At 29.2% G+C, this 21,573-nt stretch carries 23 protein-coding genes, 5 tRNA genes, 1 riboswitch and 1 other annotated feature; of the genes, 9 read left to right on the top strand and 19 right to left on the bottom strand.

Going from position 1 to position 21,573, the window contains the following annotated elements:
• Positions 1-15: 15 nt before the first annotated feature.
• The 4 genes from rpmI to ytxC form a co-directional block, all read right to left on the bottom strand.
• The gene (gene rpmI / locus ACQ3F0_RS22110) at positions 16-213 is read right to left on the bottom strand and encodes a 50S ribosomal protein L35 (RefSeq protein WP_428867894.1); all 198 of its coding nucleotides are present in this window, start codon (positions 211-213) and stop codon (positions 16-18) included.
• Between the two features lie 20 nt (positions 214-233).
• Entirely contained in the window at positions 234-746 is a 513-nt protein-coding gene (infC, locus tag ACQ3F0_RS22105; RefSeq protein ID WP_428867955.1) for a translation initiation factor IF-3, read from the bottom strand.
• A 230-nt stretch (positions 747-976) separates the two neighbouring features.
• A complete protein-coding gene (gene thrS / locus ACQ3F0_RS22100; RefSeq protein ID WP_428867893.1) occupies positions 977-2,881 on the bottom strand; it encodes a threonine--tRNA ligase in 1,905 nt (634 codons plus the stop codon).
• A 90-nt stretch (positions 2,882-2,971) separates the two neighbouring features.
• Positions 2,972-3,193, bottom strand: a binding site (T-box leader).
• Between the two features lie 88 nt (positions 3,194-3,281).
• Positions 3,282-4,178 carry a putative sporulation protein YtxC gene (gene ytxC / locus ACQ3F0_RS22095; protein WP_428867892.1) on the bottom strand — a complete coding sequence of 299 codons (897 nt, stop codon included), beginning with the start codon at positions 4,176-4,178 and terminating at the stop codon, positions 3,282-3,284.
• Between the two features lie 381 nt (positions 4,179-4,559).
• On the opposite strand from ytxC, the gene ACQ3F0_RS22090 reads away from it, so the two are divergent.
• Positions 4,560-5,261, top strand: coding sequence for a DUF6873 family GME fold protein (locus ACQ3F0_RS22090; protein ID WP_428867891.1), 702 nt, complete (start codon positions 4,560-4,562; stop codon positions 5,259-5,261).
• Between the two features lie 98 nt (positions 5,262-5,359).
• Here the strand turns inward: ACQ3F0_RS22090 and ACQ3F0_RS22085 are convergent.
• The 8 genes from ACQ3F0_RS22085 to ACQ3F0_RS22050 form a co-directional block, all read right to left on the bottom strand.
• A tRNA-Cys gene (locus ACQ3F0_RS22085) sits at positions 5,360-5,433 on the bottom strand.
• 5 nt (positions 5,434-5,438) lie between these two features.
• Positions 5,439-5,513: transfer RNA gene (locus ACQ3F0_RS22080), tRNA-Gly, on the bottom strand.
• 3 nt (positions 5,514-5,516) lie between these two features.
• Positions 5,517-5,592, bottom strand: a tRNA-Phe gene (locus ACQ3F0_RS22075).
• Positions 5,593-5,610: 18 nt separating this feature from the next.
• Positions 5,611-5,687: transfer RNA gene (locus ACQ3F0_RS22070), tRNA-Asp, on the bottom strand.
• 10 nt (positions 5,688-5,697) lie between these two features.
• Positions 5,698-5,773, bottom strand: a tRNA-Val gene (locus ACQ3F0_RS22065).
• 491 nt (positions 5,774-6,264) lie between these two features.
• Positions 6,265-7,146: an Hsp33 family molecular chaperone HslO gene (hslO, locus tag ACQ3F0_RS22060; protein ID WP_428867890.1), complete on the bottom strand. Its 882-nt coding sequence runs from the start codon at positions 7,144-7,146 to the stop codon at positions 6,265-6,267.
• 37 nt (positions 7,147-7,183) lie between these two features.
• Entirely contained in the window at positions 7,184-7,921 is a 738-nt protein-coding gene (locus ACQ3F0_RS22055; RefSeq protein WP_428867889.1) for a class I SAM-dependent DNA methyltransferase, read from the bottom strand.
• Between the two features lie 110 nt (positions 7,922-8,031).
• Positions 8,032-8,295, bottom strand: a complete 264-nt coding sequence (locus ACQ3F0_RS22050; protein WP_428867888.1) for an alpha/beta-type small acid-soluble spore protein — start codon at positions 8,293-8,295, stop codon at positions 8,032-8,034.
• A 446-nt stretch (positions 8,296-8,741) separates the two neighbouring features.
• Positions 8,742-8,908: riboswitch (Lysine riboswitch) on the top strand.
• A 344-nt stretch (positions 8,909-9,252) separates the two neighbouring features.
• Between ACQ3F0_RS22050 and ACQ3F0_RS22045 the strand changes: the two genes are divergently transcribed.
• The 3 genes from ACQ3F0_RS22045 to dapB are packed head-to-tail and all read left to right on the top strand — an operon-like array spanning position 9,253 to position 11,921.
• On the top strand, positions 9,253-10,245 hold the full coding sequence (locus ACQ3F0_RS22045) for an aspartate-semialdehyde dehydrogenase (protein WP_428867887.1): 993 nt from the start codon (positions 9,253-9,255) through the stop codon (positions 10,243-10,245).
• 29 nt (positions 10,246-10,274) lie between these two features.
• Positions 10,275-11,165, top strand: a complete 891-nt coding sequence (gene dapA / locus ACQ3F0_RS22040) for a 4-hydroxy-tetrahydrodipicolinate synthase (RefSeq protein ID WP_428867886.1) — start codon at positions 10,275-10,277, stop codon at positions 11,163-11,165.
• 3 nt (positions 11,166-11,168) lie between these two features.
• The gene (gene dapB, locus ACQ3F0_RS22035; RefSeq protein WP_428867885.1) at positions 11,169-11,921 is read left to right on the top strand and encodes a 4-hydroxy-tetrahydrodipicolinate reductase; all 753 of its coding nucleotides are present in this window, start codon (positions 11,169-11,171) and stop codon (positions 11,919-11,921) included.
• Positions 11,922-11,931: 10 nt separating this feature from the next.
• On the opposite strand, the gene ACQ3F0_RS22030 is transcribed toward dapB, so the two are convergent.
• Together ACQ3F0_RS22030 and ACQ3F0_RS22025 are read right to left on the bottom strand one after the other, a co-directional pair.
• Positions 11,932-12,507 carry a flavodoxin family protein gene (locus ACQ3F0_RS22030; RefSeq protein ID WP_428867884.1) on the bottom strand — a complete coding sequence of 192 codons (576 nt, stop codon included), beginning with the start codon at positions 12,505-12,507 and terminating at the stop codon, positions 11,932-11,934.
• Positions 12,508-12,518: 11 nt separating this feature from the next.
• Complete coding sequence (locus ACQ3F0_RS22025; RefSeq protein WP_428867883.1) at positions 12,519-13,676, bottom strand: pyridoxal phosphate-dependent aminotransferase; 1,158 nt, start codon at positions 13,674-13,676, stop codon at positions 12,519-12,521.
• A gap of 320 nt (positions 13,677-13,996) precedes the next feature.
• On the opposite strand from ACQ3F0_RS22025, the gene dapD reads away from it, so the two are divergent.
• A complete protein-coding gene (gene dapD / locus ACQ3F0_RS22020) occupies positions 13,997-14,707 on the top strand; it encodes a 2,3,4,5-tetrahydropyridine-2,6-dicarboxylate N-acetyltransferase (protein ID WP_428867882.1) in 711 nt (236 codons plus the stop codon).
• A 36-nt stretch (positions 14,708-14,743) separates the two neighbouring features.
• Here dapD and ACQ3F0_RS22015 read toward each other — a convergent pair whose 3' ends face one another.
• Together ACQ3F0_RS22015 and pdaB are read right to left on the bottom strand one after the other, a co-directional pair.
• On the bottom strand, positions 14,744-15,472 hold the full coding sequence (locus tag ACQ3F0_RS22015; protein ID WP_428867881.1) for a single-stranded DNA-binding protein: 729 nt from the start codon (positions 15,470-15,472) through the stop codon (positions 14,744-14,746).
• 206 nt (positions 15,473-15,678) lie between these two features.
• Positions 15,679-16,443 carry a polysaccharide deacetylase family sporulation protein PdaB gene (pdaB, locus tag ACQ3F0_RS22010; protein ID WP_428867880.1) on the bottom strand — a complete coding sequence of 255 codons (765 nt, stop codon included), beginning with the start codon at positions 16,441-16,443 and terminating at the stop codon, positions 15,679-15,681.
• A 225-nt stretch (positions 16,444-16,668) separates the two neighbouring features.
• On the opposite strand from pdaB, the gene ACQ3F0_RS22005 reads away from it, so the two are divergent.
• Positions 16,669-16,902, top strand: a complete 234-nt coding sequence (locus ACQ3F0_RS22005) for an alpha/beta-type small acid-soluble spore protein (protein WP_428867879.1) — start codon at positions 16,669-16,671, stop codon at positions 16,900-16,902.
• 137 nt (positions 16,903-17,039) lie between these two features.
• Complete coding sequence (locus ACQ3F0_RS22000) at positions 17,040-17,564, top strand: DUF4364 family protein (protein ID WP_428867878.1); 525 nt, start codon at positions 17,040-17,042, stop codon at positions 17,562-17,564.
• On the opposite strand, the gene ACQ3F0_RS21995 is transcribed toward ACQ3F0_RS22000, so the two are convergent.
• Positions 17,542-18,444 carry a YncE family protein gene (locus tag ACQ3F0_RS21995; RefSeq protein ID WP_428867877.1) on the bottom strand — a complete coding sequence of 301 codons (903 nt, stop codon included), beginning with the start codon at positions 18,442-18,444 and terminating at the stop codon, positions 17,542-17,544. The genes ACQ3F0_RS22000 and ACQ3F0_RS21995 overlap by 23 nt on opposite strands.
• Before the next feature lie 132 nt (positions 18,445-18,576).
• On the opposite strand from ACQ3F0_RS21995, the gene ACQ3F0_RS21990 reads away from it, so the two are divergent.
• A complete protein-coding gene (locus ACQ3F0_RS21990) occupies positions 18,577-18,825 on the top strand; it encodes a TIGR03905 family TSCPD domain-containing protein (RefSeq protein WP_428867876.1) in 249 nt (82 codons plus the stop codon).
• Positions 18,826-18,934: 109 nt separating this feature from the next.
• On the opposite strand, the gene ACQ3F0_RS21985 is transcribed toward ACQ3F0_RS21990, so the two are convergent.
• Positions 18,935-19,447 (bottom strand): NUDIX hydrolase, encoded by a 513-nt coding sequence (locus ACQ3F0_RS21985; RefSeq protein WP_428867875.1) that lies wholly within the window; start codon positions 19,445-19,447, stop codon positions 18,935-18,937.
• Positions 19,448-19,790: 343 nt separating this feature from the next.
• Here ACQ3F0_RS21985 and ACQ3F0_RS21980 point away from each other — a divergent pair, with 343 nt between their 5' ends.
• A complete protein-coding gene (locus tag ACQ3F0_RS21980; RefSeq protein ID WP_428867874.1) occupies positions 19,791-19,919 on the top strand; it encodes a hypothetical protein in 129 nt (42 codons plus the stop codon).
• A 44-nt stretch (positions 19,920-19,963) separates the two neighbouring features.
• Here ACQ3F0_RS21980 and ACQ3F0_RS21975 read toward each other — a convergent pair whose 3' ends face one another.
• Complete coding sequence (locus tag ACQ3F0_RS21975; RefSeq protein ID WP_428867873.1) at positions 19,964-21,256, bottom strand: bifunctional folylpolyglutamate synthase/dihydrofolate synthase; 1,293 nt, start codon at positions 21,254-21,256, stop codon at positions 19,964-19,966.
• Positions 21,257-21,573 lie beyond the last annotated feature (317 nt).

Below are 21,573 nucleotides of genomic sequence, written 5' to 3'. Positions count from 1 at the left end.
TTCTTTATCTATCTCTTATAAGTATGGTAATAACTTCTTCATTACTTTTTCTTCAGAAGCACATACTGTAGTTGTTTGTCTTAAATTTCTTTTTCTTTTAGAACTTTTCTTTGTTAAGATATGGCTTTTATAAGCTTTAGCTCTTTTTAATTTACCAGTACCTGTTTTCTTAAATCTTTTTGCTGCGCCTCTATGAGTTTTCATTTTTGGCATGTGTGTTTCCTCCTTCCAAATTATGCTCTCTTAGGAGCAATAATCATTATCATATTTCTTCCTTCAACGGTTGGTCTTTTCTCAACTACGCACAAATCTTCAACTTTAGATAAGAAGTTCTCCAAAATCTCTTTACCTTTATACTTGTAGTCATTTTGCCTTCCTCTGAACCTAACAGTAACTTTTACTTTATCTTCTGCAGTCAAAAACTTTCTTGCTCTGTTAGCTTTTATCATAATGTCATGCTCTTCAGTAACGGGACTCATTCTAATTTCTTTCAAATTAACAACTTTTTGATTTTTTTTGGCTTCTTTAATCTTTTTAGTCTTTTCATACAAGTATTTGCCATAATCCATAATTTTAACAACTGGTGGCTTTCCGTTTTCTGCGATTAAAACCAAGTCCAAATCTTTGTCTTCAGCAATTCTAAGAGCTTCTCTAGATGACATTATACCTAATTGTTCACCTTCACTACCAACAACTCTTACTTCTTTAAATCTAATTTCCTCATTTAATAGAGTCTCTTTTTTGATATTTGTTCACCTCCGAATGATATCAAAACAATAACATAAATTTATTGAGATTACAATTTTTATAAAATAAAAAAGGAACGACTCAAGCCGCTCCTTACATAACATGGGTATAGTAATTCCATTCATGTAACCTTACTAGCTGTGCTGTAAGGTGAGAAACAGCTTAGTTTCTACTTGACACCACTATAGTTTACCTCTTAATTTGTATTTTGTCAATATATTATTATAAATTATTTTTTTAATTTAACTTCTTCTAGAACTTTATTAATAAACGCGTTTGTATCCATAGCACCAAGATCGCCATCTTTTCTACTTCTAACAGCTACAGCATCACTATTCATTTCTTTATCACCTAGTATTAACATATACGGAATTTTATTTAATTGAGCTTCTCTTATTTTATATCCTATTTTTTCATTTCTTATATCTAATTCTGCTCTTATTCCATTTTCTTTTAAAGTACTATATATTTTTTCAGCATATTCTCTTTGCTTATCAGTTATATTCATAATTTTCACCTGAACAGGTGCAATCCAAGCAGGGAAGGCTCCAGCAAAATGTTCTGTCAAAATCCCGATAAATCTTTCTATACTTCCAAAAATAACCCTGTGTGCCATAACTGGTCTATGCTTCTCTCCATCAGCACCTACATAAGTCAAGTCAAATCTTTCTGGCATTTGGAAATCTAATTGAATTGTTCCACATTGCCAAGTTCTTCCCAAACAATCTTTCAAATGGAAATCTATCTTTGGACCATAGAATGCTCCATCTCCTTCATTGACATGATAATCAAGATTCGCTGCTTTTAACGCATCGATTAATCCATTAGTAGCTGCTTCCCAATCCTCTTCACTACCCATAGAATCTTCTGGCTTAGTTGAAAGTTCTACAAAGTATTCAAATCCAAACAAACTATAAAAATTATCTATCATTTTTATTACATTAAGTATTTCATCTTTAATTTGTTCTTTTGTCATAAATATATGAGCATCATCTTGTGTAAAACATCTTACTCTCATTAGACCATGTAAAGCTCCAGAATACTCATGTCTATGAACAAGACCAAGTTCCCCTAATTTTATAGGCAACTCTCTATAAGAATGTAATCCTGTTTTATATGCTAAAATAGCTCCAGGACAGTTCATTGGTTTAATTGCATAATCTTCTTCATCAATTTTAGTGAAATACATATTTTCTTTATAATGATCCCAATGTCCTGATTGGTGCCATAACTGCTCATTTAATATTATTGGAGTCTTAATTTCTCCATACCCTGCTTTTTGGTGCTCAGTTCTCCAGTGATCCTCAAGAATATTTCTTAATATCATTCCTTTAGGAAAAAAGAATGGGAATCCTGGTCCCTGTTCTTTGATATCAAATAATCCAAGTTCTCTTCCAAGTTTTCTATGATCTCTTTTTTTAGCTTCTTCTAACAAATGAAGGTATTCTTCTAATTCTTCTTTTTTAGTAAATGCTGTTCCATAGATTCTTTGAAGCATTTTATTGTTCTCATTACCTCTCCAGTATGCTCCAGCAATAGACAATAATTTAAATGCTTTTATCTCTTTTGTTGAAGGTACATGCGGGCCTGCACAAAGATCTGTAAAATCACCTTGTTTATAAAAAGAAATAATTTCTCCTTCAGGTAAATCTTGAATTAATTCTACTTTATAATCCTCACCATTTTCTCTCATTAGTTCTATTGCTTCATTTCTAGGAAGTTCAAATCTTTCCAATTTAAGGTTTTGCTTAACTATTTTTTTCATTTCTTTTTCAATCTTCAATAAAACTTCAGGTGTGAATGAAAAATCAGCATCAAAATCATAATAAAACCCATTTTCTATTGCCGGTCCAATAGCTAATTTCACTTCAGGATACAATCGCTTTACTGCTTGAGCTAAAACATGCGCGCCTGTATGTCTCAAAATCCATTTCCCATCTGAATCTTCGAATGTCAATATTTCTAAATTACTGTCTTCTTCAATTTTTGTCATCAATTCTGTCTTCTCACCATTAACTCTCGCTCCAATAGCTTTTTTTCTAAGAGATGGACTTATTTGAAAGGCTATTTCACTAATTGATGAACCTTTTTCTACTTCCATCACTTTTCCGTCTATCAAAGTTATTTTCACCATTTTTTTCACTCCTCATATTTTTATATTATATAGCTGTTAATCAAGTTTTCGTAATGTTTTTCTTTTCAAAAAATATAAAAAACTCGTCCACAAAGGGACGAGTTATCGTGTTTCCACCCTAATTAGCAATAAATCAAAAATCATTTTACTACTCACTCAATACTATAACGCCAGCTAGCGAATATGCTTACTTAATTTCAGCAAATAGCTCAAAGGTGGTTTTCAATAATACTTATTCAGCGAACCTTTCAGCCATGGGTTTGCCTCTCTGTGAATAGTAAATCATCTACTCTTCCTTATCATCGCAGTATAAACTTATTTGTTTTTATATTATATTATTACCACATAACGCAGTCACTAGTCAATATTTAATTTACTTATTTTATTTTTTTTACACATCTTACACATGTAAAGGACTTTTGACTTTTTCAATTTCTCTTGTATCACAAAAGTAAACCTTATCTTCAAAAACATTTTTTATAGTTTCTACCATCTCATTATTCTTACAATTCTCTTTTCCATAAATATTTATTTTTTCAGGACAATAAGTAATTAATCCACTTATAATAAGATCTTCTATCCCAACATTGCCCTCATAATTACTACCATTAATATCTTGAATCATCTCTTCTATAATGCTTTCTCCATTTGCATTTCTTATAGAATAATCACCCTTATCATTTATAATAATTTCAATAAGTTCAATCTTACTTTCTTGTATATTAACAAAATATTTTAAAAGCTTAATAAATTCATCATATTCCTTTTGAATCATAAACTGTTCAACTATTTTATTCAAAATTTCTTCCATATCTGTTTTTAAATCTCTTTTTCTAAAGGTGTAATATCCTTCAATGTTTATTTCATTCTTTTCCATCATGCATTGAACAATTTTTTCTATGGCATCATTCTTTATATTTATACACCCTAATACTTCATCCTTATAAACCTCTTTATCTTTTGTAAGAATTTTTTTGAAATTAATCTCTACTTTTTTTATTTCTTCCCCTTTTAAAAAGAAATAAGTATCTTCAATGATACCAAAAAAATCTCCTTTACAGAAGTTTTCAACATATAATTGAAAAATATACGAAGCTATATATCTACAAATATTTTTTTTTGCACTACAAGTCAAATTAGGATTCAAACTATATATTTCAATAAAGTGATGATTCATATTTATACTCTCCGAAAACCCAAGCAAAACTTCATGTTTCGAAAAATAACTTTGCATTTTGTTCAACTTTTCTGTAATGTCATATTTTTCATCACTATAAATAACGGTCAACAGTATCACAATATCCACTCCTTTGAAATTAGTATGTGTTGAAATTTAATGTATATTCAAAAATTTATACTTTCCTATAAATAAGATTTAACTTATTATATAAATAAACCAAAACATGCTTAGTATAAATCGCGAACAAGTTCATGATACCTTTCGTAAACGAAAGCTTTTAATTAAATGAAAAATAAAAAATTCCTTTTGTGTAGCAAAAGCTCATTATTCCATCATCCAAGATGATAAAAGCTTAATTAAAGATTTTCTGCAAGAAAATCATCATTAACTTATCACTTGTCACTGATTTATTTCGTCTTCTATTTTTATTACGAAGCATTTTTTAATATCGAAATTATTTTAAAACATATACAAAAACTATAATTGAGGTGATAGTAAATGAAATATTTTTTTGTAGATTGTAGGATAACTCAAACCGAATTTAATAACTTATCTAAATATGGCATAGTTATCAAATGCCCCCCTTGTCATAAACTATACGAGGCTATAAAATGTCATCCTGATATATTAATGAATATAATAAGCAAAAATAAAATTATTTTTCATAAAGATATTCCTGATTCTTTTATAAACTCAATTTCTCATATAAATTTAGAGATTTTATATACCAAAAATCCTCTTACTGAAAAATATCCCTATGATATAATATTAAATTCAGTTCATTTAGGTAATATATTTATTCACAACCTCCAATATACTGATGAAAATTTATTAAATTTTGTTAAAACCAAAAAATTATTAAATGTGAAACAAGGTTATACGAAATGTTCTACAGCAATTATAAAAGCTAACGCCATAATAACTTCAGATACAAGCATTGCTGAAGCAGTAAAAAAAGAGAATATAGATGTTTTATTATTATCTCCTGGACACATTGATTTACCAGGCTTAAATTATGGTTTCATAGGAGGAACTTGCGGGTTAATTGATAAGAATGTGATAGGTTTTTACGGAGAACTAGATAACTATAAATATTCAAATGAAGTTAAAACTTTTTTAGAAAAGCACAATGTTAGTTATGTAAATCTCGGTAAGGGGAGTTTAATTGATAGAGGTAGCATATTAAGCATAGAAAACTAGTTGGTTTTCTATGCTTAAAGGTATAAGTTTTCAGTAACTTACCACTTAAAACTTATAATTGACAATAAAAAAACCTCAACTAAAAAGTTGAGGTTTTTTGGAGGCGCCACCCGGATTTGAACCGGGGGTAAAGGCTTTGCAGGCCTCTGCCTTACCACTTGGCCATAGCGCCATATTTGGAGCGGAAGACGAGATTCGAACTCGCGACGTTCACCTTGGCAAGGTGACGCTCTACCACTGAGCCACTCCCGCTAGTGGTGGCTCGAACTGGAATCGAACCAGTGACACGAGGATTTTCAGTCCTCTGCTCTACCGACTGAGCTATCGAGCCTTATTAAAACTATATAAATGGCGACCCAGAAGGGACTCGAACCCTCGACCTCCGGCGTGACAGGCCGGCACTCTAACCAACTGAGCCACTGGGCCATTATTTTTTTGGTGGGAACAACAGGGTTCGAACCTGTGACCCCCTGCTTGTAAGGCAGGTGCTCTCCCAGCTGAGCTATGCTCCCATTTTTAATGACGAAGTTAATTATATAACATTTCAAAAACTTTGTCAAGACTTTATTAAATCTTTTTTATTTGCTTCCTGAAACATTTCATTCGCAAACGCATTAATATAATATAAAATATACCGCCCAATGTCAATCTCAATATAGCTCTTTATATTGAATTAGATTAATCTTACACTGTTTTTTATCAATTTTCTATATATTTCATACAAACTTAATTTTATTTTACTTTATGCTATGGTTATTCCACAAAAAGTAAACATCTTAACTTTCCTCACAATATATAGCATAAGAACACATCAATATATAGCATCTTTGATTTAGTTTACTTTTTGTGGTTTAACATCTCTATAGTTTAATATATTATTGTTTTTGATTATTTGATACAACAATTATAAATTGCCAAGAAAAGCGCTTCGCAATTTATTTCAATTGTGAACTTTTTAATTAATATCAACACTGTTTTAAAACATACCCTAATTATAAAATCCCTAATTAACGTCTTTTTCTAAAAGATTTCCTATATCTTCTTTATTAAATTTGTATGCAGTGTTACAAAAATGGCACTTAATTTCTTCTTCTTTTCCTTCGTTATAAATAGTCCTTAGCTCTTCTTTCCCAATACTAATTAATGCTTTTTCAACCTTTTCCCTAGAGCAGTCACATTTAAATTCAGGTTCCATTTCAGATATAATTTTTAAATCCATATCATCAAATAAGAAATTTACCATATCATAAATTGATTTATCTTTTAAAAACCCTGTAATAGAACCTAAATCTTCCAATCTATAAGTGACTAAATCGGCCAGCATCTCATCCGCCCCTGGCATCATTTGAATAATTATTCCACCAGCTGTAATAACATCTAAGTTCTCATCAACGAGCACCCCTAATCCTACCGCACTTGGAGTTTGTTCAGAAACTGTATAATAATATGCCAAGTCATCACCTATTTCACCACTATATATAGGTGATTGACCTACATATGGATCTTTTAATCCCATATCTTTAATAACTACTAATCCACCCTCTTTTCCTATAGCACCACCTACATCTAATTTACCTTTATTATTAGCTGGTAACTCTACATTAGGATTTCCAATATATCCTTTAACGCTTGCATTGGAGTAGCTTGTAACAACTAATCCTTCTGCTGGTCCTCCTCCATCCATTTTTATTGTCAAAACATCCTTTTCACTTTTTAGCATAGATCCCATTAAAGCTCCCGCTGTTAACAATCTTCCTAATGCTGCTGATGCAGTTGCAGCGCACTTATGCTTATCGGTAGCTGTAGCAACTAATTCTGTTGTTGTAGCAGCAATAATTCTTATTTGACCATCTTTTGCCAATGCTTTTATCAATTTATCTGACATTTATATTCCCCCTGTTTTTCTAAGCTAGTTTTTATTTTTATTTCGTTAACACGTAAGTTATTCTCTCAGTTTTATCATTAACTTCATCATCAGTATAGTTGTCCAACTTTGCATTTACCTCAAATCCAACAGAACTTATCATGTTTTCCAAAAATTCTTCTTTATAAGCTCGTTCTGTATGGTATTCGTCAAATCTCTTATAATCCTCTTCATTCTTTATAAAAAAAGTTAAATACATATTTACGATATCATTTTCAAAACTATTATCCCATATATAAACAACATCTTCATTGTCATATGTATAAAGATTATTCCCTAATATCTCTGAAAGTTTAAAATAAGAATTGATATCAAATATAAAAACGCCATCATCATTTAAATGATTATATACCCCTCTAAAAAACTCTTTTAAATTATTACTATCTGTAATATAATTAGCCGAGTCTAAAGCACTGGTGATTAAATCAAATTTTTTATTTAATTTAATCATTGTCATGTCTTGACAAACGAAATTTGCTTTAATATTTCTAGTTCTAAACTTATTTTCAGCTTCCATCAACATATCACTTGATAAATCCAACCCCCATGTATGTTTAAAATATTTTGTTACTTCTATCGTTAAATTCCCTGTTCCACAAGCAATATCTAAATAATTGTCAAAACACACACATTTTCCTTTACATATTTCAAATATTTTTTCAGCCCATTTACAATAGTTTATATCTCCATAGATTAGACTATCATAAATATAAGCAAACTCTTCATAACATTTCACAATATCCCCCCAGAAAGAATAGCTATTATATTTATATTTACTTTTACATTTACTATACTCTTAAATAAATATAAATAATAACTATATAAAAATCAAGATTATATTTAAACTTATTCTTCTCTTCTATCAATCTTTTGAATTTCTGAATTTTTGGGTATGTGCAAATCTCTTTTCCTTTTAGTCATCATACCTCCAATTCTACCTGTTTCTTCAGCAGTTAATGCACTCCATCCTACTTTATCTACCTTTTCCTTTAGGCCCAATTCTTCCGCAATCTCATATTTAACTTTTTCTCGCAATTTTTCTAATTGTGTCAATTCTTTATTTGACCTTATCTTAGCTTTAATAATTTTCTTTAAAGGTGTTTTTGCCATATTTATCTCTCCTTGTAAAAATTCAATTATTATTTTGCCCGTAATTGTTTATTTTATACAAGCAGACTCGCCATTTTTATAATTTGTGAACAAAAACGCTTCGCAATTTATAGTTGCCAGTTGACAGTCTACAGTTGACAGTAAAGGATGATTTTCTTCCAGAAAATCTTTAACTAAACCTTTATCTGCTTGGCAGAATAGAATAAGGATCTTTTGCTGATACAAAAGTAATTAATTTATCTTTTAGTTAAATTAAAAGCTTTCACATAAGTGAAAGGTGTCCTTAACTGTCAACCGTTAACTAGTTCGTAATTTATTTCAATCGTAAATATAATTAACAATTAACATAAGAAAATTTTTTTTACATTTAACCATTGCATAACATTTTTTTTTATGTTAAACTATTCTTTAATAAACTGAATAAATATAAATAAACATTACTATTTTACCATGGTAGAGGTGCTACTATCAAAAGTACTTATATTAAGTTGGCGAACGAAGATATATAAGGAAAGGGATATTAGCCGAAGGGTGTGAAGTGCAAATTTATTCCCTGGGCTTACAGATAACATTTGTAAGACTGTCACGAATCAAGTGGAGTGCTACAAGGTACACAATTTGTTATCTATAGAAGATGCGGAAAAGTGTTCCTTTCCTCGTCTTTTTTTATTATACTAATTTATAATAATAGATAACAATTAAAAGTTTTTTATAGTAGAGTATTATATGTTTCGTACGAATAATTATTCTTACTTTTTTATATTTATACATTAATTGTGATAAAATTTATTTTGAAATTTAATTTAACTAATTAAATAAATAACTTATAATAGTAATGTATAGAAAATCAAATAAATTAACAATTAAATTAAATATTAAAAAATTTTAATAATATTTCTTTAATTTATGTACATGTCTTAAAGAAGTAGAATATAAAACTATTAGGAGGGCTTAATTATGACTTATAATGTTGCAGTAGTAGGCGCTACTGGAATGGTTGGAATGAAATTCTTAGAGGTATTGAAAGAAAGAAATTTCCCTATTAAAAATCTATATTTATTTGCATCTGCCAGATCAGCTGGAAAGGTATTAAAATTTAACGGCAATGACTATATAGTTGAAGAATTAAAAGAGGATAATATAAAAAGCAAAAAAATTGATATAGCTTTATTCTCTGCTGGTGCATCAATTAGCAAGGAGTACGCACCAATATTTGCAAAATATGGCGCAGTAGCAATTGATAATAGTAGTGCTTGGCGAATGGACCCTGAGGTTCCTTTAGTTGTTCCTGAAGTTAATCCTGAAGATATTAAACTTCATAAAGGAATTATAGCCAATCCAAACTGTTCTACAATTCAAGCTGTAGTTGCGTTAAAACCATTATATGATCAATACGGTATCAATAGAATCGTATATTCAACATACCAAGCAGTTTCTGGTGCAGGTGTCGAGGGATATAAAGACTTAGAAGATGGCAGAAAGGGGATAGCTCCTAAAAAATTCCCTCAACCAATTGCTGGTAATGCTCTCCCTCATATTGATGTATTCTTAGATAATGGATATACTAAAGAAGAAATGAAAATGGTTAATGAGACAAGGAAAATTCTTCATGATGAAAATTTAAAAATTACAGCCACTGCCGTAAGAATCCCAGTATTTTATGGGCATAGCGAGAGTATTAATGTTGAATTAAAAAAGAATTTTGAAATAAAAAATATTTTTGACCTTTTCCAAAATTCTAAAGGAATAATACTTAAAGATAATGTAGATGAACTTATTTACCCTACTCCTTTAGAATCTGAAGGCCATGATGAAGTATACGTTGGAAGACTTAGAAGAGATTTTAGTGTAGAAAATGGTATCAATATGTGGGTAGTAGCTGATAATATCAGAAAAGGTGCTGCTTCAAACACTGTCCAGATAGCAGAATGTTTGATTAATAATTACTAAACAACAAATAATAAAAAAAGGGTGGTTTTATGAGTTTATTTAAAGGTAGTGGTGTAGCAATAGTAACTCCTTTTAAAAATGGAAATGTTGACTTTAAAAAGCTTGAGGAATTACTAGAATGGCATATAAGCTCTGGTACTGATGCAATTGTAATATGCGGAACAACCGGCGAAGCTTCAACTATGTCTTTACAAGAAAAAAAAGAGACTATAAAATTTACAGTTGATGTTATTAACAAGAGATTACCAGTAATTGCTGGAACAGGATCTAATAATACAGCTTCAAGTAAAAGTTTAAGTATGTGGGCTGAAAATATAGGTGTAGATGGTTTATTATTAATTACTCCTTATTATAATAAAACAACACAAAAAGGAATAATAGCTCATTATAAAGAAATCTGTACTGCAGTATCAATTCCAACAATTGTTTATAATGTTCCTTCAAGAACTGGTTTAAATATTGAACCTGAAACCATGTTAGAATTATCAAAAATTGAAAATATCATAGCTATAAAAGAAGCTAGTGGTAATATTGGTCAAATCATGAAGATGAAGGCCCTTTGTGGTGATAGTGTTGACTTATACTCTGGAAATGACGATCAAATTATTCCTTTGTTATCATTAGGTGGTTTAGGTGTTATATCTGTTGCTGCTAATATACTTCCAAAAACTTTCCATGATATCTGTTCTTTATACTTTGAAGGAAAACATAAAGAAGCTACTGAACTTCAATTAAATTATATACCATTAATAAGCTCGTTATTCATAGAAACAAATCCTATTCCTATAAAAACAGCTATGAACTTAATGGGGATGAAAGTTGGCGACCTTAGATTGCCTTTATGTGAAATGGATGAAAAGAATAAAAAAGTTTTAGTTAATGAATTAAAGGAAGCCAATATTGGTATAAAGGAGATTTAATATATGATTAGAATACTCATGGTAGGCTGTTCTGGCCGAATGGGCAAAGTTATTTCTAGTGCTATAGAACAATTTAATAATCTTTCTATAGTAGCAGGTATAGATAAAAATAAAACTAATGGATTTGATTATCCTATTTTTGAAAATATATCTGAATGCACTGTAGATGTAGATGTTATTCTAGATTTTTCAAGACCAGATATATTAGAATCTTTATTAAAATATTCACAAGAAAAATCATTACCACTTGTTTTATGCACAACTGGTTATACTGATGAACAATTAAGTGCTATACAAAAAATGAGTACTAGTATTCCTATGTTTAGATCAGCGAATATGTCTATAGGAATCAATGTAATCAACAATGTATTAAAAAATATTAGTGCTATGCTTTTTGAAAACTACGATATAGAAATTATTGAAAAACATCATAATCAAAAGGTAGATGCCCCAAGCGGAACTGCTATTCTTTTAGCAGATACAATTAAAGAAGCTATACCTGAAGAAACAATGTATGTACATGGTAGAAGCGGTATCTCAAAAAGACACAATAAAGAAATTGGTATTCACGCAGTCCGAGGCGGAAGTATTGTTGGTGAACATAGTGTAATATTTGCTGGCCAAAGCGAAGTAATTGAATTAACTCACCAAGCCACTTCCAGAGAAGTATTTGCTGTAGGTGCGTTAAAAGCTTGTGAATTTATGGCAGGTAAAGATCCTGGAATGTATTCAATGGACAATATTATTAACAGCTAAGGGGTTTCCCTTAGCTGTTTTTTATCTTCTTATTTGATACTATTTTACGAAGTATCTCTTCTCTTATTTCACCATTTTCTATCACTGGATTATGTTTAGTATTATAATACTTGATAACATCAACAGTATTTACACCTAATTCCTCAATTGACATTGCCATCCCATTAATAGTATTACCCATAAATTCTTCATTTCTCCCTTTACAAACACCCACTAATATCGCTTTCTTTCCACTGGGCAATCTACTACTCCATCCGCCCTTGTAATCATTAAGACAAAATGTTCTATCAATCAAAGCTTTCATTTGGGCAGTCATATTATAGTTATAGGATGGTGATGCAAATATAAATCCATTTGCAGTTTTCATTTTTTCAATTATCATTGAGACTCTATCGTCAATAACACATATACCATTTTCTATACAATACTCACACCCACTACATGTATTAATGTTTCTACTATCTAAAATAAATTTCTCAACATCAATACTAACTGTTTTGAGAGCTTCTATAATGTAATCCACTAACAAATCAGTGTTTTTACCTTTTCTAGGACTCCCTATAATTGCTATCCATTTTTCTTTCACCTTGTTACACCTTAATTCTTAATCGTACTCAAAAATTCTTGAAGTTTATCAAGTGCTAAGACAAGTTGTTCCATAGAATAGCAATAAGAAATTCTTATATAACCTTCTCCTCCGTCACCAAAAGCACTTCCAGGCACAATAGCTAATTTTTTTTCTCTTAATAGCTTCTCACAAAATTCATCAGAAGTCATGTTGAATTTTTTTATTGAAGGAAAGATATAAAAGGCCCCGTTTGGTTTACAAACTTCAATATCCATTTTAATTAATCTATCATAAACATAATCTCTTCTCTTTTTAAATTCACTCTTCATAACCTCTACATCACCTAATGCATTCTTAAGACCTTCTAAAGCTCCATACTGAACTATAGATGGTGCACAAGAGACATTGTATTGATGGACTTTAATTATTTGATTCATAATATCAGAATGAGCACAAACATAACCTAACCTCAACCCTGTCATTGAGAACATTTTTGAAAACCCACTAACTAATACTATCCTTTTTTTAATATCTTCAAATTGTGCTATAGAATAATATTCATCCTCATAACACATAGAACTATATATTTCATCACTTATAACTACTATATCTTTATCTTTAATAACTCTGTATAAATCATCTCTATCTTTCTTTGATAATACTGCTCCTGTAGGATTTGTAGGGAAAGATAAAACTAAAACTTTAGGTTCTTCTTTTTCGATTACTCTTTTTAATTCTTCTACATCAACTGTAAAATCAGAATTTAACTTATAATTTATTATAGAACCACCTAATAATTTCACACAACTTTCATAAGCAGGATAAGCTGGTGTAGGTATGAGAACTTTATCCCCTTTATTTATCAATGCCGTAAAAGTCGATAAAAGCCCCTCACTCCCACCAACTGTTAAACATATCTCTTCTGAACCATAATTTATTTCAAAATCTTTTAACAAATAATTAGATATTTCCTCCCTCAACTCTACTAAACCCGCATTTGAAGTATACGTTGTTTTATTTACGTTTATTGCCTCAATAATTGCATCTTTTATCTTCTTTGGCACATTGAAGTCTGGTTGCCCTAAAGTTAGAGATATAGCCCCTTCTACTTTAGCTACTTTATTGAAAAATCTTCTTATTCCTGAAATTTCAATGTTTTTTACATTTTCTGATGAAAAATCTCGCATTTGTATTTCGCCCCATTCTAAAGACAAACATTACATAAACTTAATCTAAACATGTCTAAACTCTCAAACATTTGTGAGTTTTAGACTTAAACAGATTCATAGTTAAAGCTGTTTGTCTAAATTTAATCTTTTCATAAATTTTACACTAATCTAATATAGAATGTCTAGATTAAATTAGTAGTTAACATTATTTATCCATATTTAATAAAAAAAATTGTTCTTTTCTTAGAATATATCCGTTATTTTACATAATATGTCTGTATAATAATCATAATATTTATTATAATAGGGAATGAATAGGTTAAAAGGAGGACTTTATAATGAACTATGATTTTACTAATCCTTATGAAATAGCTCGTTTCATAAAGGAAGTTGAAAAAACTACGCCTGTTAAAGTTTATGTAGACGGGGACTTGTCAAATTGTGACTTTGGAAACATAGATGTTTTTGGAGAAAAGAGTTTTTATGTTTTATTTGGGGAAAATGATGAAGTAGAAAAATTCTTAGAGAACAATAAAGGTAAGATTAACAAATTTAAACTTGAAAATGACAGGAGAAATTCTGCTATCCCTATGTTAGATATAAAACACATAGATGCTAGAATTGAACCAGGCGCAATTATTAGAGATAGAGTCTCTATTGGGAGTAAAGCCGTTATCATGATGGGAGCAGTTATAAACATAGGTTGTGAAATTGGTGAATCAACAATGGTTGATATGAATGCTGTACTAGGTGCTAGAGCTAAATTAGGAAAGCATGTTCACTTAGGCGCAGGCGCTGTAGTTGCTGGTGTATTAGAACCACCAAGTGCTTCACCATGCGAAGTAGGTGACAATGTTCTTATAGGTGCAAATGCAGTTATATTAGAAGGTGTTAAAGTTGGTGCTAACTCTGTAGTAGCTGCTGGTTCAGTAGTTGTTGAAGATGTTCCAGAAAATGTTGTTGTTGCAGGAACTCCAGCTAAAATAATCAAACAAGTTGATGATAAAACAAAAGATAAAACTCAACTTCTAGATGATTTGAGAAAATAATAAAAATAACGTAAAGGTTTTAACCTTTACGTTATTTTATTTTGCAATCTTTTCATTTTCATTCATGCAATAATCGTCATATTCATTGGATTCATCATTATCCTCATGATAATCTCTACCGAAATTCATTTCTTCCTCGTATTCATTGTCATCTGCTCTTTCTAATTTTGAAATCGAAACTTCATATGCTATCTTCGTAATTACATCATCTTCATCGACTTTTTTCTGATACTCTCTACTTTGAAGCCTACCCCATATTTTTATATTGTCGCCAACCTTTAGTGTTTTACAGAACCTTGAATTTCTTCCCCAAGATATTGTTGGTATATAATCTGATTTATTATAAGATCTATTTACCGCCAATAAAATATCTGCAATTTCTCTTCCAAAAGGTGTTGTCCTGTAAACTGGTTTTTTACAAACATATCCATTCAAGAATATCTGATTTGGATTTTTACTTTTTTCAACCAATGGTTGAATATCTCTTGTAAAAACTGTTAATATCAATCTATTTGCTCCTGATATATATTTGTTATAAGATCTTAATTGCCCTTCAACTATAAACTGTTGACCTTTCCTAATATCTACATCAGCAAGCAATCTCTCAGATACAGTGATTGGTAAAATATCTATTGAGTCACTTAATCTTGGAACTCTCATCTTAAAAGAATAAAAACCTTCACCAAACATCTTGTGACTAAATTCTAATTCACTTATACAAACACCTTCAAGATAAATCTTATTATTCTGCATTAAATTATTCATGTAACCCCTTCTCTCCCTTAGTTTTTTTTTATTTTATCTTACAAAGTTAATTTATTCATGAAAGAAAATAAATATTACAATTTATATTAATTTTATAATTATATCAATTATTTAAACATTATATAAAATCGTGAGCACTCTTCCATTAATTTACATAAATATATTATAATACTTATTTTAAAGATATTCAAGATTTATTTTAAAAATTAATCGTTCTTTATTTGTTTTCCTGAATAATCAATATAATAATTCTCTTTATAAATCAACTCTGAAATTGTAACAAATTCATATCCTTGCTCTTTTAATTGTTTTAAAATTTTAGGTAAATTTTCAGGAGTAAATTTTGCAGCATTATGAAAAAGTATTATAGATCCCGGCTTGGTCTTCTTCATAACTCTATTATATTCCAAATTTGCCCCCTGCTCTTTCCAGTCAATGCTATCTACATCCCACTGGATACAGAAGTGATTTGTACTTTCTACACCTTCAATTACACTATTGTTATAAGCCCCACCTGGGCATCTAAATAATGTTGTTCCTTCTCCTATTAAATTTTTTATTTTAGAATCTGTAAGATTAATCTCCTTTACCATATTACTCTTAGATATATTAGTCATGTCAGGATGAGTATCTGTATGGTTTCCAATCTCATGCCCTCTATTATGTATTTCTTTAGTTTCATCTGGGAACTCGTCCACCCATCTGCCAACTAAGAAGAATGTCGCTTTAACATTGTATTCATCTAATATATCTAATATTTTTATAGTATTATTAGCCCCCCAACTTGCATCAAAAGAAATAGCTATTTTTTTATCCTCTCTATCCACATAATATATAGGTAATTTTTTATTCGTATTAAAAAATACACCTTTTGTTCTATAATTCAATGATATAGAAATTGATAGAATAGCTATGACAACAAAAATATAAATTAAAATTTTCTTGTTTTTTAAATATTTCAATCCTTTCATTTTTCCTCCTATTATTCATTTCTTAATAATTTATATAAAACTCAAAATGAATTTATTACAAAAATATAATTTTATTCAATTACTTTTTATTAATACAAGCTAATTACTTCCTAATTTGCCTTTAAACTATTAGTATAAATACTTTTCCCCTTCATAAACTATAAATACAAGCATTATAGAGATTGCCCTTTTTATCAATTCTCTATAAATAAAGGAGGAAAATTAATGGCTTTAGGACAAAGCGGAAGCGGAAGAACACAAATTGTTCCAGAAACTCACAAATTGTTAGATAACATGAAATATGAAATAGCAGAAGAATTAAACTTAGGTGTACACCAAGGTTCTGAAGATTATTGGGGAGAAGTCACTTCTCAAAACTGCGGAAAAGTTGGGGGAACTATGACAAAACGATTAGTAAAATTGGCTGAAAAAGAAATGCTAAATGGTAAAAGACCATAATTTTTTTTAAAAGCACCGAATAATTTCGGTGCTTTTTATGTTATAATATTTTATATTATTTATTTCATAAATGATATAAATTAATCTTTAGTAAAATAAACGACGAAATAGATTTACATTAGTAAGGAGTTGGGAAAATGTTTAGTAATACTACTGAACTAGCAGAAAATAAATTACTCTTAATATACATACTCAACAAAATTAATCTTCCTATTTCAAATAACCAGGTTACTGAAATAATTTTAAAAAATAATTTAATAAATTATTTTACTCTTCAGCAATATATTACTGAGTTATGTTCTGCAAAATTTTTAAACTATATAGATTTTGATGGCAAACAAAGATTAGTTATAACTAAAAATGGAGAGAGTGTACTCAAATTATTTAAAAACAGAATATCTCCATCAAAAATTGAACTTATTGATAATTTCCTTCAGAAAAATTTAGAAAACATAAAAAATGAAATTACAATTTCAGCAGATTATACTATCGAAGATAACAACTATATTGTTAATTTAAAAGCATCAGAAAACAATTCTATTTTATTAGATTTAAAAGTAAATGTAGCTTCAATAAAACAAGCCAATGAATTATGCGCTAAGTGGAAAAATAATTCATCAGAAATTTACACCAGAATTTTCAAAGTATTAATTGATGAGTAAAATACGCTATTCCTGTTGGTTCTTTACCAATAGGAATACTTTTTATTATTTTGCCATTAATATCTAACTTAATTAATATGTTATTATAATTATCTCCGATAAATAATTTACCTTTATCAACTATAATTCCTCTAGGCATTCCGCCAACATAAATACTTCTCTTTTTAATATATTTTCCTAGATCAATAATATCGATTGACCCATCACCAAAATTCGATACAAAACTAAATTTATCCGTCAAAAATACATCTACTGGTATTTTACCTACTTTTATATTAATTTCATTTTTTAACTCCTTCAACGAAAGTACTCTTATGCTTCCATTCTCATGATTTCCTATATTACTCTCACAAACAATTATTTTATCTCCTAAATGTGTAAAACAAGCTTTTGTTGGATACTCCCCTACTCTTATGTTATAAATTCTTCTACTATCCTCCAAATCAATTAAAGTAATACTATTGCTATTAAAATTTGAAACAACCATTAGTTTTTTATTATCATTTATCTCTATGCTATGAGGTTGATTTTCACATGGTATTTCCTCTATTATTTTCTTTGTTAACATGTCAAAAACAACTACACTATTTGATTCACCACATGCAACATATACTTTTTCGTCATAAATCACTAAATCATTACAATGTATTCCTATATAATGATTTTCAACATTACATTCATCAAAATTTTCTATTATTTTCAAATTATTACTATAGTTATTTACTACAAAAATTGAGTTTTTATAATATATAATTCCGTGTGGGCCAACTTTAGTATTTTCTTTATTTCTTAAATTAATAGTTTTTTTAAGTGAAAGATTTTCGGTATTTACAATAGAAATTGTATCAGAGTTGGTATTGCATACACATAAGCACCCCATATTATCACCACCTATTTAACATAATATGTTTATATAATTTAAATCGGAATATTAATGTTGACCAAAAATAAATATTTATTTATAATCTATTTTGTATATTAATATATAGCTAACAAAAGAAGGGATGATTTTATGGAAACTTTTTTAACTAAAGGTGTTTGTTCAAGAGAAATAAATTTTGAAATAAAAAAAGATAAGATTGTAGGACTTAATTTTATTGGAGGTTGCGATGGTAACTTAAAAGGGCTTACTCAACTTTGTTTAAATATGAACATAGATGATGTAATTAATAAATTAGCCGGAATTCGTTGTGGTAGAAGATCTACTTCTTGCCCAGATCAATTATCTAAAGCGCTTATAGAATATAAAAAAGGGGAATAATCTTTTTCTATGTAGAAGTTGTAAGTTGTAAGTTAAAGATAATTTTCTTTAATAAAAGCTTTCATACAATGGAAATCTATAACTTACTACTTACACCTTCAACTTACAACTATAAAAAAGTTTCCTTTTTTAAATATAAGTAGCTCATAACCGTCTTACTATCCATTATCTCTTCTGCTTCTATTTTCCTCTCAAACTCATCCAACGGCATCCAATGAACCTCAATTACATCATTATCATTCAATTCTAGCTTTTCAATTTCTTCTGTGTTAATTTGTGCTTTATATAAATGAAGTACACTATTACTAAATCCCATTATTGGTCTATACGATATTATTTTATATATTTTTTCTTTTGGAACAATAAGACCTGTTTCCTCTTTTAATTCTCTAATTAGACAAGTTTCATTATCTTCACCATCAACATCAAGACATCCAGCAGGTATTTCTAAAGTATAATCCATATAAGCAGGTCTAAATTGTTTAACTAGCAATATTTCTTGCCGTTCATTCATTATAATTGCAGCTACAGCATCATAATTTTTAATTATTTCATACCTTCTACCATTAATTTTTCTTTCATATAACTTTAACCATCCATCATAAATGATTTTATCTTTCATATTATTTCTCCTCTCATAAATATAAATAATATCTCACCATAATTATAAATTGCGAAACAAGTTCGAAATTTATAGTGACAAGTGATAAGTGACAAGTTTATGATACCTTTCGTAAACGAAAGCTCTTAATTAAATAAAAGATAAAAAATCTCTTTTGCATTAGCAAAAGCTCATTATTCTATCATCATTAACTTATCACTTGTCACTGATTTCTTTGTAATTTTATTACAATTGTAGCGTTTAAAAATAAAAATTTAATTAATGTAACCAATTTTTTTATATCGCATATAATAAAATATGTGGACAAGCAACACCACATAAACTTTTGGAAGGGGGCTATTTCATGGGTTGTTCAAGAAAAGGTTGCTGCGATTGTGATGATATCTTATTAATAATATTTATAATCATTTTAGTATGCTGCTGCGGCTGTGGTGGCGGTTTAGGCTTATGCGGCTGTGGATGCTTCTGTTAATATAAATCCCTATGAGTTTTCTCATAGGGGATTTCTTTATTTATCTATATAATGTACTTCCTCATATCTCCTACCATATAAAGTGATCCACAAACCAAAAGCAAGTCATCTTCATTGCAATTTTTAATAGCTTTTTCATATGCCTTTAAATAATTATCTTCAGAACAACAATTTGTATTAAACTTATAAACCATCTTTTCTAAATTCTTTGCAAGTTCCGCTCTATCATTATTTGGAGTTACACAAATTATTTTTTGTGCTTTATTGGCAATTAATTCAACCATTTCTTCAATCTCTTTATCAGCCAATATTCCTAATATTAAATTCAATTTATTATAGTCAAAGTACTCTTCAATAGATTCTAAAAGCATCTTTATCCCATCTTTATTATGTGCACCATCAATAACAACTAGTGGTTTCTTTTTTAAAACTTCTAATCTAACCATCCACTTCACTTTATAAAGAGCACTAATAATATTTTCCTTCTTAATTACTACTCCTAATCTTATTAGTTCTTCAATTGCTGTTATTGCTGTTACACAATTGAATATTTGATGCTTGCCTAACAGTGATAATTTTATATCATAACTATCAAAATGTGTTTTGATTTTTATTTCCTGCCCTACAAAATTGTCGTTAATAATAGCTTTTAGAAAACTAGATTCTTTAACATTTACTTCTACTAACTTTGAGCTTCTCTCTTTACATATATTACGAATTGTTTTATAAGCCTCAGGATATTGTGGATAAAGTATCACAGGTACATTATTTTTAATAATACCTGCTTTTTCATAAGCTATTTTTTCTATTGTATCCCCTAGTATATTAATATGATCATAACTAATGGATGTTATTATACTCAAAATTGGAGTAATCACATTAGTTGCATCTAGTCTACCGCCAAGACCAACCTCTAGCACAACAAAGTCAACATTATTTTCAAAAAAATATAAAAATGCTGCTGCTGTTATAATCTCAAATTGTGTTGGTGGTTCAAAATCTAATTTTTTCAATTCTTCCACAGCCAAAGATACTTTTGTAACAAGTTGCGCAAACTTTTCTTTAGTAATATTTTCTCTATTTATTTGTATTCTTTCTTCAAAAACTTCAATATATGGAGAAGTATATAACCCTGTTTTATAACCCTGCTCCATAAGAATCTGGCATATCATAGCGGAAGTAGACCCTTTTCCGTTGGTTCCTGCTACGTGAATGCATTTGACTTTATGTTGGGGATTCCCTAAAAGTTCGAGCATTTTTTCTGTTCTTTCAAGTCCTAAGTTGATACTGAATCTTGATGACTCAGATATGTATTTAATACTTTCATTGTAATCCACTATTTTTCTCTCCTATTTTGCTATTTAAAATTTATACAAATCCATAACTCATTAAAGTCTTGGATTTTGGACATCTTTGAATTAAGTTATCTCAATGTTTATCTTTAATTATAACAAAGCAATAAAGTAAACCGCAAGCTTTATAAATTAAATTATCTACTAATAAGCACTAAAATAAAAAAAGCCCTTTTTGAACTGACTCTTGTCAAGTAGACAGGTAATTTAATTAAAAATTTATGCACATTTTGGTGCTTGATTTCGATATTCTATTGGAGTCAAGCACCCTAATTTTTTTTGAAATCTTTCTTCATTGTAGA

The sequence above is a fragment of the Clostridium sediminicola genome (assembly GCF_050402865.1).
GTDB lineage: Bacteria > Bacillota > Clostridia > Clostridiales > Clostridiaceae > Clostridium_AF > Clostridium_AF sediminicola.
The sequence above is the reverse complement of the archived record's forward strand: the minus strand, read 5'-3'. Positions and strand labels throughout refer to the sequence as shown.